This is a genomic window from Chitinibacter sp. ZOR0017 (assembly GCF_000799095.1).
Lineage (GTDB): Bacteria > Pseudomonadota > Gammaproteobacteria > Burkholderiales > Chitinibacteraceae > Chitinibacter > Chitinibacter tainanensis.
This window is the reverse complement of record NZ_JTLG01000001.1, coordinates 18380-34422: the sequence shown is the minus strand read 5'-3', so window position 1 is coordinate 34422 and position 16043 is coordinate 18380. Positions and strand designations below refer to the sequence as shown.

The 16043-nt window shown below is 56.1% G+C and carries 10 protein-coding genes and 2 tRNA genes; 3 read left to right on the top strand and 9 right to left on the bottom strand.

The window, feature by feature from the left end; all coding sequences use genetic code 11:
• Window positions 1–2: 2 nt before the first annotated feature.
• The 5 genes from L991_RS00135 to L991_RS00115 form a co-directional block, all read right to left on the bottom strand.
• Window positions 3–76 (bottom strand) — tRNA-Arg (locus L991_RS00135).
• A 24-nt stretch (window positions 77–100) separates the two neighbouring features.
• Window positions 101–194 (bottom strand) — tRNA-Ser (locus L991_RS00130).
• A 187-nt stretch (window positions 195–381) separates the two neighbouring features.
• Window positions 382–1608: an aspartate kinase gene (locus tag L991_RS00125; protein WP_028449611.1), complete on the bottom strand. Its 1227-nt coding sequence runs from the start codon at window positions 1606–1608 to the stop codon at window positions 382–384.
• A gap of 109 nt (window positions 1609–1717) precedes the next feature.
• Complete coding sequence (gene alr / locus L991_RS00120) at window positions 1718–2788, bottom strand: alanine racemase (RefSeq protein ID WP_047390807.1); 1071 nt, start codon at window positions 2786–2788, stop codon at window positions 1718–1720.
• A gap of 102 nt (window positions 2789–2890) precedes the next feature.
• The gene (locus L991_RS00115) at window positions 2891–3493 is read right to left on the bottom strand and encodes a DedA family protein (RefSeq protein ID WP_028449613.1); all 603 of its coding nucleotides are present in this window, start codon (window positions 3491–3493) and stop codon (window positions 2891–2893) included.
• 161 nt (window positions 3494–3654) lie between these two features.
• On the opposite strand from L991_RS00115, the gene lplT reads away from it, so the two are divergent.
• The 3 genes from lplT to L991_RS00100 are packed head-to-tail and all read left to right on the top strand — an operon-like array spanning window position 3655 to window position 9232.
• A complete protein-coding gene (gene lplT, locus L991_RS00110) occupies window positions 3655–4947 on the top strand; it encodes a lysophospholipid transporter LplT (protein WP_047390805.1) in 1293 nt (430 codons plus the stop codon).
• 14 nt (window positions 4948–4961) lie between these two features.
• Window positions 4962–6134, top strand: coding sequence for an efflux RND transporter periplasmic adaptor subunit (locus tag L991_RS00105; protein WP_052190439.1), 1173 nt, complete (start codon window positions 4962–4964; stop codon window positions 6132–6134).
• On the top strand, window positions 6131–9232 hold the full coding sequence (locus tag L991_RS00100; protein WP_047390801.1) for an efflux RND transporter permease subunit: 3102 nt from the start codon (window positions 6131–6133) through the stop codon (window positions 9230–9232). The genes L991_RS00105 and L991_RS00100 overlap by 4 nt, the downstream gene beginning before the upstream one ends.
• A gap of 43 nt (window positions 9233–9275) precedes the next feature.
• Here the strand turns inward: L991_RS00100 and L991_RS00095 are convergent, their stop codons facing one another.
• From L991_RS00095 to L991_RS00080, 4 genes are read right to left on the bottom strand one after another with little or no spacing between them, the layout of a single operon-like run.
• Window positions 9276–10178, bottom strand: coding sequence for a diguanylate cyclase domain-containing protein (locus L991_RS00095; protein WP_047390799.1), 903 nt, complete (start codon window positions 10176–10178; stop codon window positions 9276–9278).
• Window positions 10168–13113: an ATP-binding protein gene (locus L991_RS16180; protein WP_052190438.1), complete on the bottom strand. Its 2946-nt coding sequence runs from the start codon at window positions 13111–13113 to the stop codon at window positions 10168–10170. The genes L991_RS00095 and L991_RS16180 overlap by 11 nt, the downstream gene beginning before the upstream one ends.
• Window positions 13100–14563 carry a hypothetical protein gene (locus tag L991_RS00085; RefSeq protein ID WP_047390796.1) on the bottom strand — a complete coding sequence of 488 codons (1464 nt, stop codon included), beginning with the start codon at window positions 14561–14563 and terminating at the stop codon, window positions 13100–13102. The genes L991_RS16180 and L991_RS00085 overlap by 14 nt, the downstream gene beginning before the upstream one ends.
• Complete coding sequence (locus tag L991_RS00080) at window positions 14551–16023, bottom strand: hypothetical protein (protein ID WP_156128932.1); 1473 nt, start codon at window positions 16021–16023, stop codon at window positions 14551–14553. Before L991_RS00080 ends, L991_RS00085 begins: the two co-directional genes overlap by 13 nt.
• Window positions 16024–16043: the final 20 nt, after the last annotated feature.

Below are 16043 nucleotides of genomic sequence, written 5' to 3'. Positions count from 1 at the left end.
GGCGCGCCCGGAGCGATTCGAACGCCCGACCCTTTGGTTCGTAGCCAAATACTCTATCCAACTGAGCTACGGGCGCACACGACACAACAAAATTTTCCGTTGGCGGAGACGGAGGGATTCGAACCCTCGATACAGGTTTAAGCCCGTATGTCTCCTTAGCAGGGAGGTGATTTCAGCCACTCATCCACGTCTCCGTCAAGGGAGACGAGATAATACCCACACCCCCATTTGTCGTCAACACTTTTATTGAAATATTTCCGACTGGTTGCATAAGTACCTCACTGCAAACACAAAAAAACGCCGCTGCGAATTTGGCACTTACCAAACTCATGCAGCGGCGCTGTTTTTGAGGCCTGCTTCAAAGCCTGCCCCGATGGCTAATTAGCCTTGCTGATCCAGACCAAAGGCCTTGTGCAGCACGCGAACAGCCAATTCCAGATACTTTTCATCCACAACCACAGAAATCTTGATTTCCGAGGTAGAGATCATCTGAATATTGATACCTTCTTCCGCCAGCGTGCGGAACATGGTGGAAGCCACGCCAACATGTGAGCGCATGCCTACACCCACGATCGATACTTTACAAATCTTGTCGTCACCCGACACTGATTTGCCGCCGATCTGGCTTTGCACACCTTCCAGTACTTTAATCGCGCGATTGAGCTCGCCCTTAGGAACGGTAAACGAGAAATCGGTGGTGCCATCTTGGCCAACGTTCTGGATAATCATATCCACATCGATGTTGGCATCAGCCACTGGGCCCAGAATCTGGTACGCAATACCAGGTTTGTCTGGCACGCCGATCACATTGATACGGGCTTCGTCGCGGTTAAAGGCAATGCCGGAAATGACCGGTTTTTCCATGTCTGTATCTTCCTCAAACGTAATCAGCGTACCTTCGCCCTCTTCTTGGAACGAAGACAATACGCGCAGCTTCACATTGTATTTACCGGCAAATTCAACCGAGCGAATTTGCAGAATCTTAGAACCCAAGCTTGCCATTTCCAGCATTTCTTCGAAGGTAATGGTCTTGAGTTTGCGCGCTTCCGGCACTACACGTGGGTCGGTGGTATATACGCCATCCACATCGGTATAAATCTGGCACTCGTCGGCTTTCAGTGCGGCCGCCAAGGCAACGCCTGAAGTATCCGAGCCACCACGACCAAGCGTCGTGATATTGCCTTGGGCATCGACACCCTGGAAGCCAGCCACCACCACCACACGGCCGGCATTCAGATCGGCACGCATATTGGCATCATCGATGTGCTGAATCCGGGCTTTGGTGTGCGCGCTATCGGTCAGAATTTTGACCTGGGCACCGGTGTATGACACCGCATCCAAGCCTTGCTCTTTCAGTGCCATCACCAACAGGCCGATCGTAACTTGCTCGCCTGTCGATACGATCACATCCAGTTCACGAGGATCTGGATTCGTTTGAATTTCTTTTGCCAAAGCGATCAGACGATTGGTTTCGCCTGACATCGCAGACACTACCACCACCAGATCATGCCCCTGGGCTTTAAACTTGGCGACGCGGCGGGCTACATTTTTGATTCGGTCAGGAGACCCAACCGAAGTGCCGCCATATTTTTGGACGATCAATGCCATGATTAACCTGCAGGCTGGAGAAAATTAATAATAAAAACCGCAATATTGTAATTCAAAGCATGTCAATTGGGGGATTTCGGCGATTTTAGCCCGATCTGGCTCACACCGCTTATTCCACCCGGATTGGCACACGTGGCGCCACCGCACACATTAGCTCGTAGCCAATGGTGCCGGCACTGGCAGCCACCTCGTCGATAGACAAAGTCTGCCCCCAAAGTTCAACCTCGCTGCCAATCCCCGCCGCATCGATTGCGGTGAGATCGACACACAACATATCCATCGAGACCCGACCCAGCAAACGACTACGCTGCCCAGCCACCAAGACCGGCGTACCGGTCGGCGCATGGCGCGGATAGCCATCAGCATAGCCGCAAGCCACGGTGCCAATTCGCATCGGCCGATCAGCGGTGAAAGTAGCACCATAGCCAACGCTATCGCCCGCTTGCAGTTGCTGGGTACTAATAATCTTGGCCCGCAGCGTCATCGCAGCGACTAAACCCAGGCTTTTGGCGGACTGATCAGCCAGCGGCGAGCTGCCATACAGGGCAATACCAGGCCGCACCCAATCACCATGCACCTGTGGGTAGGCAAAAGTCGCCGCAGAATTCGCCAGACTCACCGGCAAGCCCAGCCCCGCAGTGCCCTCCTGGAAACGTGCCCACTGGGATGCTACCCCCACGGCCGGATCATCGGCGGTGGCAAAGTGCGTCATCAAGGTAATGCCGGCGACATTTGGCAACTGCTGCAATAGGGCCACGACGGCGCTCGCCTGCTCGGCCGCAAAGCCTAGCCGGTTCATGCCGGTATTGAGTTTCACAAACACCTGCACCGGCCGCACCAACGTGGTTTGCGTGAGCCACTCTAGATGTTGTGGCTCATGAATAGCCAACCATAAATCATGCTCAGCGCAGAGCTGCAATTCTGCCGGGCTAAAAGCCCCTTCCAGCAGCAAAATCGGCTGAGTAACGCCCATGGCCCGCAACCGCAGGGCCGCCGGCATTTCCAGTAAGGCAAAGCCATCCGCCGCCGGCAACGCAGCCACCACCTGCTCAATGCCATGCCCATAAGCATTGGCTTTGATCACCGCCAAAGCACGCGCGCCGGCGGCGCGCTGCTTGATCACCTGATAATTGTGATGAAGGGCGGAGCGATGAATGACAACTTCAATAGGGCGAGTCATTGGCTAATCCATGTTGCGCCCAGAGGCGGCGCACAGCACGATTAATATTAAATAGAAAAACGAGGAACGACGAATCAGCCCACTAGCCACGCGGCCATGGGCTTATTTTTTCTTGCGGTTGCGCCAATACCAGACGCCCACCACCACGGCTACCACGGCCACCAGCAGCAAAATCGCCACCTGACCACGGCCCAGCCAGGTCATCAGCCATTCGTGATTTTTGGCGCCGTAATAGCCCAAATACACCCAGATGGGCACGCTAATGAGTGCGGCCAATCCATCCAGCAATAAAAACCGTAGATACGAGACTTTGCACGACATGCCCGCCGTCATAAAAATCGGGGCGCGCAGGCCAGGTAGAAAGCGGGCCACAAATAGCACGCGATTGCCGTAACGCTCGAATTTATCCTGCACCGCGGCAAAGCGCTCTGGCGTCATCATCCGCTTGAAAAAGCGGTGCTCGAGCAAACTAGGGCCGGCGTAGCGGCCCAATAGAAACATCAGACTATCGCCGATCAGCACGCCCGCCATCCCAACGGCAAACATGGTATGCACATGGGCATAACCCAGACCGGAAATCACCCCGCCAGCGACCAAAGACACGTCTTCCGGAATCGGCACACCAAAGCCGCAAATCAGCAAGACGGTAAACACGGCCAGATAACCATACTCGGTAAAGATGGTAATAAGCGCGTCAAGTATCATTCAGCAGCCACATCGGGGAAAGCTAATAGCGCATCATAACACGCCGCTTAGCGCCGATAATTGGTGTTTTTATCGACGCAAGCTGATCCCACGCAGCTTTTTTGTCATCCAATCGTGATATAAACGCCACAATTCCCGCGCCAGAGCGCTGAGCACACACCATGAATCGTGGTTTCTTCACCATTTTGGGGGCGCAATTTTTTTCTGCGCTGGCCGACAATGCTTTGTTTTTCGCCGCCCTGGCCTTATTAAAAGAGCAACAAGCGCCTGAGTGGCACCTCTCGATGTTGCTGTGGGCGTTTACCGTGTCGTATGTCGTGATCGCCCCGTATGCTGGGGCTTTTGCCGATTCAATGCACAAAGGCCGGGCCATGCTGATCTGCAATGGCATCAAGCTTGTCGGCTGTGCCAGCATGCTACTGGGCATGCCGGCGATCTTTGCCTATGCCATCGTCGGCTTTGGCGCCGCCGCTTACTCCCCAGCCAAATACGGCATCATTACCGAATATCTACCGCATGAAAAATTAGTCGAGGCCAATGGCTGGCTAGAAGGCGCCACGGTGGGGGCGATTATTCTTGGCACCATCATTGGCGGGTATTTATCTGGGGCCCAGATATCTATTTGGCTGCATAGCCATACCCTTGGACAGTATCTGAGCCCAGCCCAATTTGCCATCGCCGGCACCATCGCGCTCTATTTGCTTGCGGCCTATATCAATCTGGCTATCCCCAAACTGCAGGTGCGGCTAAAGCCCTTTCATCTCGATCCTGTCCATCAAGCACGCGAATTTGCCTGGTGCGTGAAGCGGCTGTGGCGTGATCCGCAAGGCCAGCTCTCGCTTGGGGTGACCACGCTATTCTGGGGAGCGGGCGCCACCATGCGGCTGGTGGTGCTGAACTGGGCGGTGATCTGGCTGTCCCTCACCATGGAACAAGCCAGCCAGCTGATTGCGCTGGTGGCAGTCGGGATTGCCGCCGGGGCCTTTCTGGCCGGGCGGCTGGTGAAACTGGAGCGCGCGTTTACTGTGCTGTGGGCCGGCGTAGCGATGGGCGCACTGGTCATCATCATGTTGCTCGTCAACCAGATCTGGCTGGCTGCGTTATTAATGCTCATTATCGGCGCGCTGTCCGGCTTTTTTGTGGTGCCGTTGAATGCCATGCTGCAACACCGCGGCCATCAGTTGATGGGCGCGGGTCACTCGATTGCAGTCCAAAATTTCAACGAAAACCTCGGCATTTTGCTAATGGTGGGGCTGCATGCCTGGTTGGTGAAAAACTGGAGTAGCCCAGTGCCCAGCGATGCCAGTGCCCTGCTCCTCAAGCAATTTGGTCACAGTGGCATGCCGCCGATGTATTTGATCATCATCGGGTTTGGCCTCTTGGTCATGCTAACGATGAGTTTGATCATTGCCCGCTACCGTGCAGGCCTAGCCCGCGGTGTACTTCATGATTAAACAAGAGTCACTCTATGACCTACAATTTGCGCCCACTGGCTCTCGTTCCACTCACGCTCGTCGCCGCACTGGCAGGCTGTCAGAAAGCACCTGATGCGGCGGCAAATAAAAAAGGTGATCGCCCCACGCTGATCACCAGCGTGGTCGTGAAAGAAGGCGAGCTGCCTAATCAGCTCAGCGCCACTGGCCATGTCGAAGCGATTCGCAGCGTTGAGATTCGCCCGCAGCTCACCGCGCAGATTGCCGGTATCCATTTTAGTGAAGGGGCTAATGTCAAAGCCGGCCAGCTGCTGTTTACACTGGATGCGCGCGATGACGAAGCCAACGCCAGCAAAAGCCGTGCGCAAACCGAACAAACCGCCGCGCAGCTGCGCGAAGCCGAACGCAGCCTGCAGCGCTCGCAAGAGCTAGCGCGCGCTAAATTTATTTCACCTTCGGCCGTCGATACCGCGCAGGCCAAGGTGGATACGCTACGCGCCCAACTCAACGCCGCCCGTGCCGATCAACAAACCAGTGCGGTCAAACTCTCTTACACCCGTATTAGCGCACCATTTGCTGGGCGTACCGGCAAAATCAATGTGCATCAGGGCAGCCTGGCGCAAACCAATGGCAGCGAGCCACTGGTCACGCTCACCCAGCTGGATCCGGTGCAGGTGACATTTCAGCTGCCCGAACGCGAGCTACCCGCCCTGCTTGCCGCCAAGCAACAAGGCTCGGTCATGGTAAACACCACCCTACCGGATGGGCAGCAGCGCGCCGGCAAAGTCACTTTCATGGATAGCCAGATCGATAAAACCAGTGGCACCTTGCTGGTGAAGGCCGAATTTGCGAACCCGGATCAATTGCTCTGGCCAGGCCTAAGCACGACCGTAAACCTCGACCTGGGTCGCCAGCGTGGCCTCGTATTGCCGCTACAAGCCGTGCAAACCGGGCCAGAACAGCGCTTTGTGTACCAAATCAATGCCCAACAGCAAGTTGAGGCTAAACCAGTGCAGATCGTGCGCAGCGCCGATGGCATGGCGCTAATCACTGGCATTAAAGCCGGCAGCAAGGTGGTGCTGGAGGGCGGGCAAAACCTGCGCCCCGGCGCCAAAGTACAAGAAAGCAAAGCCGGCGATAAAAAAGCCGGCCGCGCCTCAGGCAGCGCCAAGGCTAGCCATGCGGCAAGCCAAGGGGCGGCAGCATGAGTGGCGCTGAAGTACGCGGGATTTCCTGGTGGGCCATTCATCGCCCGGTAGCCACCTTGCTACTATGGCTGGCCGTCATGGTGGCTGGGGCTGTAGCTTGGTTTCATTTGCCGATTTCGGCTCTGCCCAGCTACGACACCCCAACAATCCAAGTCTCAGCCAATCTCACCGGCGCCTCGCCCGAAACCATGGCCAATTCGGTAGCCACCCCGCTGGAAAAGCAGTTTTCCACGATTCCGGGCCTGGCGACCATGAGCTCCACCAGCCGGCTGGGGCAAACCACCATCACGCTGGAGTTTGCCCCTAGCCGCGATATCGAATCTGCCGCGGTGGATGTCCAAGCAGCGCTTTATCGTGCCAATCGGGCGCTACCGAGCGATATGAAAAGCCCGCCGAGCTATCGCAAGGTAAATCCTTCCGATGCGCCGATTCTGATGCTGGCGATCAGCTCACCCTCAATGTCGCTGGCGCAGCTCAATGATTATTCAGACAATCTGGTCGCCCCTGCCTTATCCACCATTGATGGCGTGGCGCAGGTGCAGATTTATGGGCAAAAGAAATACGCGGTGCGGATTGCCGTTGACCCGGAAAAACTCACCGCCCGAGATTTATCGCTGCCCGAAGTCGCCAGCGCACTCAAAACCGCCAATGCCAACTCGCCGGTCGGTCAGCTGGAAGGCGAGCGGCAAACGCTGATGCTGCAAGCCAATGAGCAACTGAAAAACGCCGCCGAATTTGCCGAAGTGGTGATCGCCAGCCGCAATGGCAATCCGGTGCGACTCAAAGATGTGGCCACCGTTGAAGACAGCGTGGAAAACGTAAAATCCGGCAGCTGGATTAATGGCGAGCGCTCGATCATTCTGGCCGTACAACGCCAGCCGGGCGCCAATACTGTTGCCACCGTCGATGCCATCAAAGCCATGCTGCCCAAGCTCACGGCGCAGATGCCCGATTCGGTGCAAGTGCGGCAAATCAACGATCGCTCTACCTCGATTCGCGAATCGATTCACGATGTAAACCTCACCCTGCTCCTGACTCTGGGGCTGGTGGTGTTGTCGGTCTTGCTGTTCCTGCGCCGTGCCGCGGCTACCCTGATTCCTTCGGTCTCGCTGCCGATTTCGCTGCTGGCCACCTTTGCGCTGATGTATTGGCTGGGCTTTAGCCTCGACAATATCTCACTGATGGGGTTAACCGTGGCATTGGGCTTGGTCGTCGATGATGCGATTGTGGTGCTGGAAAACATCGTGCGCCATATCGAAGAAGGCATGCGCCCGTGGGATGCCGCGATTCAGGGTGCTGGCGAAGTGGGTTTTACCGTGGTCTCGATTTCACTGTCGCTGATTGCGGTCTTTATCCCGATTTTCTTTATGCCCGGCACCATGGGTTTGCTGTTTCACGAATTTGCCATCGTAGTTTCGCTGGCCATTTTAGTGTCGATGGCCGTATCGCTGACACTCATCCCCTTATTTGCCGCGCGTTTTTTGCGCCCGGAAACCGCGGCCGATCACCAGCCTGCTCCGGCGTGGAGCCGCTGGTTTGAAGCCGGTTTTAACGCGCTGCTGGCTGGCTACCGTCGCCTGCTCGATCAGGCGCTGCGCCACAAAGCCTGGATGCTACTGCTGACACTTGCCACCTTCGCCACGACCGCCTGGCTGTATCTGGCGATCCCCAAAGGGCTATTTCCGCAGGAAGACATTGGCCAGATACAGGCCAGTATTGATATGGCGCCCGATATTGCCTACCCCGCGCAGCTGAAACTACAGCAGCAGGTGGCAAAAGCGGTACAGAACAATCCAAACGTCGATTATGTGGCTTCCAGCGTGGGTAGCTCGGGCGGTGGCGGGCGGCTGTTTATTACGCTAAAACCGCGCAAAGACCGAGCGGATATGCAAAAAACGCTGGAAAGCCTACGCAAATCCACTGGCAAAATTGTTGGCGTGCGGGTGTTTTTCCGCCCAACGCAAAACTTGAATGTCGGCGCACGCAGCAGTAAAAGCGGTTATCAATATACCTTGCAAGCCGTGAATGCCAGCGATTTGGAGCAATGGGCCGGCAAGCTGCAAACGGCGCTGATGGCGCGTGAGCAATTTCGCGATGTCACTTCGGACGCCGAGCAAAAAACCCTGCAAGCGCGTATTCAGGTGCAACGCGATCGAGCCGCGGAGCTCGGCATCGATATGCAAAGCCTGCGCGACACCCTCTACGCCGCTTATGGCGAGCGCGAAGTGGCCACCATCTACGCACCACAAGATAGCTATTCGGTGTTAATGCAGCTGAGTGACGCTTATCGCGAGGATGAACAAAAGCTAAGCCTGCTGCATGTGCGCAGCAAAACTGGCGCCCTTATTCCACTTAGCAGCTTTGCCACGGTGGAGCGCACGGCGGTGACGACCAGTATTAATCACCAAGGCCAGCTGCCTGCCGTTACGCTGTCGTTTAATCTGGCGCCGGGCGTGGTGCTCTCCGATGCGGCGCAAGCCATTGCGGCGGCCGAGCGGGAGATCGGCCTGCCCGAAGCCGTGTTTGGCGGTTTTGCTGGGGATGCGGCGCTGTATCAGCAATCGCAAACCAGCCAGCTGTGGCTGATTTTGGCGGCGGTCGCCGTGATTTATGTGGTGCTGGGGGTGTTGTACGAAAGCTGGATCCATCCGCTAACCATTCTGGCGGGGATTCCCTCGGCGGCAATTGGCGCGCTACTGGCCCTGCAGCTCACCGGGCTGGAGCTAACCTTTATTGCCATGATCGGGATCTTGCTGCTGGTGGGCATCGTGAAGAAAAACGCGATTATGATGATCGACTTTGCACTGGAAGCGCAGCGCAAACTGCAGCTGAGCCCCAGTGAAGCCATCCGCGAAGCCTGCGCCAAGCGCTTTCGCCCGATCATGATGACCACACTGGCCGCGATTATGGGGGCAATGCCGCTGGCGCTGGGGTTGGGTGCGGGCGCCGAATTGCGCCAACCACTGGGGGTGGCCATTGTGGGCGGCCTGCTGTTCTCGCAGCTGATTACCCTGTTTATCACCCCGGTGCTGTACATTGCGCTAGCCAAACTGGAAGCCAAGCTGCACCCCAAGAATGAAGATGGGGCTCCAACCTAAAGGGGTATAGCCAGCCAGGCCATATGAAATATAGCGTTTCTGGCTATACCTTTACCATCACCTGATTACGGCCCGCGGCTTTGGCCTCGTACAGCGCCTCATCGGCCAGCTGCAACACGCTTTCCAGCGAATGCAGACTCGGGCGATAGGCGCTCACGCCAGCGCTAATGGTCACAATCTTGGCAGGCAAGGCTTTGGGGTGCGGTATGGCCAGCTCGGCCACGCTGCGGCAAATGCGCTCGGCAATACCACGCGCTTCGTCGAGCGAAGCGCCGGCCAGCAAGCAGCAAAACTCTTCCCCACCGTAGCGGGCCACCACATCATCGGGATTGCGCAGCGCTGATTTCAGCACGCCAGCCACGCGTTGCAGGCAAAAATCCCCCGCCAAATGGCCTTGCTGATCGTTGTAGCGTTTGAAGTAATCCACATCGAGCAAAATCACAGCGAACTGTTGCTGCGGATTATCCAGCGCTTTGGCAAAAGCCAGGCTGAGCCGTTCGAATAAATAGCGCCGGTTCGCCAGACTAGTGAGGCTATCAGTTTGTGCCAGCACTCGCAGCTGATCTTTTGCTTGCTTAAGCGCCAGATGATTGCGCACCCGTGCCCGCACAATCGCCGGATTAAACGGCTTCACAATGTAATCCACCGCCCCCGCATCCAGCCCGCGGGTTTCTTCTTCGGGGGTGGCCAATGCAGTAATAAAAATCACCGGCGTTTCGCGGGTGGGTGGATATTGCTGCAACTGACGGCAGACTTCGTAGCCATCCATATCTGGCATCATAATATCGAGCAAGATCAGATCCGGCGCATGCTCGCGCACATGCGCCAGAGCCTCAGCGCCGCTGAGGGCAAAGTGCACATCGTATTCGGCGGTGAGCAATTCGCCCAACGCTTCGATATTGGCCATCTGGTCATCCACGACCAGCACATAAGGATCAGTTTTCATCCATTTTCTCAGGTAGCTGCCGGCGTAATTGCCGTAATGCAGCCGGGTAATCCAGTTGCTCCAGGCTTTGTTTCAGTTGACCCACGCCATAATCCGGCGCTTGCTCCCCCAGCACCAGCTGTAAAGCCTGCAGCTTTTGCCGCGCGCGCAGGCTTTTGCTCGCCAGCGCCTGCGCGAGCTCCAAGCCTGCCGCACGGGCCTGAGTGGGTAAGGCGGGCCAATCGTCCCGCTGAGTCGTCTCAGCACTCACAGGCTCACCCAGCAAAGGTAACAGCCGCGCTTTGCTTTGCGCCCATACTTGCTGCAAGCCCGTGAGCACCGGCCATTGCGCCACTTGGCCACGCTGAAATTGCCCCAACGCCTGCTCCAGCGTGCCCGCCGCCTGATAAATCGCCATGACGCCCAACGTGCCCGCCACCCCGCGCAGCGCATGCACCGGCCCGATCAGGCCCGCGGCATCTTTGCGGGATTGATAATCGGGCAAGGTGTCAATCAGCGGCTGATGCTCGCTAAACAATTGCTGCAACCAGCGGCGCAAGCGTTCGTGATTGCCATTCAGGCGATTGAGCGCCTCATCCACCGCCACGCCAGCCCGACTCAGCTCGCGCAACCAATCCGCATCGGCCGTACCAGTCGCCACAGATGGCGTAGGGGCTTTTTCCAGCATAGGCAGCAATTCCACCCCGCGCTGCTGCTGATAGGCCACGGCCTGTACCAACACCGCGTGGAATTTAATCGGATCAATCGGCTTGAGCAGGTAATCATTCATCCCGGCGGCAAAACCTGCTTGCTGCTCTTCTGCCGCGGCATTAGCCGTCAGCGCCACAACATAGCTTTGCGGATCAAGTATCGCCCGGCTTTGATACTGCCCCCGGCGGATGACGCGCGTGGCTTCCAGCCCATCCATCACCGGCATACGGCCATCCATCAATACCAGATCAAAGCGCTGCCGGGTCAGCAGCTCCACCGCTTCCTGCCCATTATTCACCACCTGCATGCGCTGCCCCATTTCTTCCAGGAGGCCGCCCACAATCAATTGATTGGTCGCAATGTCTTCCGCATACAAAATGCGCAACTGGCATGGCAATGGACTTAATTGCACTGGGTCGCGGACCTTGGCCTGCAAATCGACCGGCTCTAGCGGTAGCTCCACCCGAAAACACGTGCCTTCGCCCAGCTGGCTGGTCACGCCAATCGAGCCATCCATCAAACCGACCAGCGCCTGGCAGATGGATAAACCAAGGCCCGTGCCACCATATTTGCGGGTGGTAGAGGTATCGGCTTGCTCGAATTTATTGAATAAGCGCCCCAGACTTTGCTCATCCAGGCCAATGCCCGTATCCGCAATCGAGAATTTAATCTGCTCCCCATCCCGATAGGCCCCAATGGTGACGCTGCCCTGCTCGGTAAATTTGATCGCGTTGCCCACCAGATTAAACAAGATCTGCCGCAGCCGGGTCGGATCGCCCAAGCAGCCTTGCTTAGGCAAATGCGCCAAATCCACGACAAAGCGCACGCCCTTTTCCGCCGCTTTTGGCTCAAATAGCGCGGCCACCTGATTGATTAACTGGTGTAAATCAAAAGGAATGGTCTCGAGCGTGATTTTGCCGGCTTCGATTTTCGAAATATCGAGAATATCGTTAATGATGGTGAGCAGCGTTTCGGCGTTTTCTAAACCAATACTGAGCTGTTCGCGTGTCGTATCGCTCAGTTCTTTTTGCCCTCGTGCCAGGCGCAGCATGCCAATCACCCCCGACAACGGGGTGCGTATTTCATGGCTAACCAAGGCCAGAAAATCACTCTTGGCTTTGTTAACGGCCAGCAAGGCATTTTTTTCCGCCAAAAACTCCGCCTGCCGCTGGATTTTCTCGTTTTCCAGCATTTCGCGCTGCTGCTCGGCGCGCATCAGCTTCAGGCGAATCTCCGAGCGGTTAATCCGCCGCAGCACCGCACTTTGTAATTGGGTGGTATTGCGTTCGATGGCCAATTGCACCGATAGCTCACAATGTCGCTCATAGGCAGTCAGCGCTTCGGCGTGCTGCCCCAGCGCCTCAAGCACCAGCGATTTTACCCGGCAGGCGCGCAGTTCATGGTGAATCGAGGCATTTTGGAGCGCAAATTCGTGAGCTTGCTGGGCAAATTGCAAAGCTCGTTCAGCCTGCCCTTGCGCCAGATAAACCTCGGCTAAGCCGGCGTTAGCCATCGCCAATGGCCAGCCATGATGATGACTTTCTGCCAGCCGAATACTCTCGTTGAAAAACTTCAATGCCGAGGGTATATCCCGCAAACCCAAGCAGGAATAACCGCTATGCATCAATACCTCACTCACCTGCCCAGCATCGGCCTGGCGGCGGTAAAAATTACGCGCTTCGGTGAGATGGGTAAGCGCCTCGGCATGTCGCCCCAGCTCGTTGTAATCGCTACCGAGCCACAGATTGAGCATCATCAGCAGCACAGGGTCATCCAGCTCGCGGGCAAACTCGAGCGCCAGCAAATGATGGCGCAGCGATTCTTCAAACAAGCCAAAGTACAAGTACACCCCGCCTATCCCGGTGTAGGCCTTGATGTAATGCACTATCGACTGCTGCCCCAGTGCCAGCTCTAGGCATTTGCTCCAGTATTCCAGCGCTAGATTGAGCTCGCCAATTGCATAACAGGCTTTACCCAGACATTCATACAGATCAAGCAATAGCGGGTCTTGTTTGTAATGACGCACCAGCTGGCGCTCAACCGCCAACAGACGTTGCTTGGCGGCGGCAAATTCACCGACTTTCTCTAGCGCTTCGCCCTGCAAATACTGGGCTTGCAACTGCTGATAAAGATCAGAACCTGCCAAGGCTTCCAGCTCGTTAGCCAGACTCAGCGCCTGATCGTAATTACGCAGCCGGAACTGCGCCTGACGCTGCATTACTCGCGAAAATTCATCCTGCGTCATGCCATCCCCGATCAATCACCATATTCAGCTGGGTAATGACATCATCATCCACCAGCAAAATGCGCGAGCGCGCCTGAATCGGCTGCTCGCTCAATCGTCCACCGGCCAGGGCCTCAATTGCCTTCACAAGGCAATGGGCAAACTCAAACAGGCTTTTATCGTTATGCCCCGGATAAATCAGAAACCGTCCATCAGCGATCTTGACCCAGGCATCTTTGCCTGAGCAGTATTCACGAATGGTCAGCATGGTGCGCTGAATGACGGTTTTTTTGTTTTGCGGACGCACCACTAATTCGATCAGCCGGTCGACACCCCGCCCAGCCTCGCAGCGGGCGCGAAAATCCGTCAGCTGCCGAATCCCCGCCCGAACATTCGGTAGCTCCACCAAGCCTTCAATCTTGCGAAAAATCCGCCGCAAGGCCTGATAACGACGGCGCAAATCACCCACCAAATGTGGCGAGCTGGCCGCCTCGTAATCTTCACTGAGCGCCGCCAGCTTAAGCCCCTGCTGGGTTTTCAGCACCACTAGTGCATCAGGATATCGGCCCAGATTCTTTAGCACTTTGTATTTGAGCTCATACCACTGCACTAAAAACTGCCGCTCGGGGTAAAGATCAAAATACGCAAATGCACTGTCGATAATTTCGTTGGCCTCGGCTATTCGCTCTTGCTCTAACAAAAAGCGCGCGAAGTACAACGCCACAAAGATATACACCCAGCCGAGCTTGAAGGCGCGGGCCATGGTCAGCGAGGTATCAAAACAGGCTTCTGCCCCGGCCAGATTGCCAGTGCGCCACAGGCAATAGCCTTTGTTGCCACAGAGCTGAGCGATCCAGGTAACGTCGCCATGCAAGATCACATCATGCTCGGCGCGCAACAGCACGGCTAGTGCCTCGGCATATCGCTGCTCAATCATCAAGGACTCGGCAACATAAATCCCGCTTTTGGCTAAAAGCTTTTTACTGTCGATGGATTCAGCCACCGAGAAGCTGGCCATCAAGACTTCGCCGCTCTCCGTCTGCAAACCGGCTGTACGGTACAGCACCCCCAGATTCAGGCAACATTCGATCACTACATCAAGGTTGGATTGCTCCAGAGCCAGCTGAATCGCATCCCCCCAGGCTTTCAACGCTCTGCTATAGCGTTGTTGCTGCAGCTCAACGACCCCAAGCCACAGTAAACCGAGCGGATAATGCTCAAATTGTTGATGCCGGCGACAATGCGCGAGGCCCCGTTTGAGTTTTTCACGGGCGCAAGGCAAATCCCCCACAATCAGAAAGGTGCGGCCATACAGCAGATAGGCATAGCCCAGCATCGGGTGTCGCCGCGCCAGACACAGCTCGAGCAAACGCCGGCAATCGCGATGTTGCGCCGCATTGGATTGCCAGTAGCCCAGCTCCACCGCACTGATCAATTCGGCAATATCATGTTGGGCGCTCAGGCTTTCCATGTATTCCCTCGCATATTGAGTAACTGAGCGACTTCTAGCGGCGAAACCTGCCGGCTGGCCACCAGCGGCGCCGGTATTTCATGCCAATCCCAGGGGAAATGCTGCACATGCTGCACTAACTGCTGCTGCAATAAGTTATTGCGCTGCAGGCCATCGTGAAAATAAATCAGATACTGACCCAGCCCATGGCGCACCCAGACATCCCCGCTGACACAAAATTCGCGCAAAATGGCGGTGACTTTATCCTCGACCACCCGTCGAGTGGCCAATGGCGCTTCAATACTCACCACCACAATCGCATGTTCTGCCGGCAACGTGGCGCATTTATCGCGAAACAGCCGGCCACGGCTGATATTGCTGCGTGAGACCACCAGCCCCAGCAAGCTTTCAAAATCACGTCGGGTACGGTTGACCGTGGCCATTACCCGCTGCAAACGCCCCAACCGTGCCAGCTTGCGCCGGCTACGCGGGTTTTGCTCACCTTCTACTTGCGCGATACGGATTTGCTCTAATTCCCGCAGGGCCTGCAAAGCCTGTGCATGCAGCCCTTGTTGCTTGAAAATCTCGATACGGCAGCTGAGGTAGCGCTGTTGCAGATCCATATCATTAAATTGCCATGCCCCCTCCTGAGCGCTATCCAGCAAGGACATTGCCGCCACCCGATCACCGCGCTCAGCCAGAAAAGTGGCGTAATGAATGGCAATCAGCGAACGTGCCCAGCTTAGCTGGTGATGCAAGGCCAGCGCCAACATCGAATCAAAATACAATTCCGCCTCATGTGCTTTATTAAGCCGCCGGTAGCAGTTGGCCATGATATTGCCGGCCTCCACCACCCAAGTCATATCCCCGCAATCGAGGATGCTGGCCTCGCTTTGATACAGCACATCCAGCGCCTCCTGATACTGGCCATCATTAAAGTAGCGGCCTGCCAGATGAATCGCGCTCTTACCAATTGATTTAGGATCATTAATTGAACCCGCCAAATAAAAGCCTAAGCGCAATAGCGCCAGTAAATCGTGCTCCAGGCCATAAATGCGGTAAATACTGGCGATATGCATATAACAATCAATGGCGATATGAATCTGCATCGCCTCTACCGCCAGCTCGGTCGCCTGTGCCAGATCTTCCGCCGCACTCAGGTAGCGCTTTAGCTGGAACAAAATAATGCCGCGCATTTGCAGCAGCTCGGCTCTGGGTTGCGCCGCGGATTGTTCATCTAGCTGGCGAATCGCATGGTTAATCAGCCGCAAGGCAAGGCGAAACTGCCCTGCGGCCAATAGGCAGCGGCAGTGCAAAACCTCCAGCTGGGTACGCAGGAGCTGCGGCAAGTGACCATGGCAAAGCACCTGTAATTGGCTACTCTCTGCCAATGCTGCCGCTACATCGTGAAGAACTAATTGATTGATGTGCGTGATCTTTTCGGCAATTTTGGCTACGTCAGTGGGTAAAGCCTCAGGCACAATGCACATCCAAGATGGGG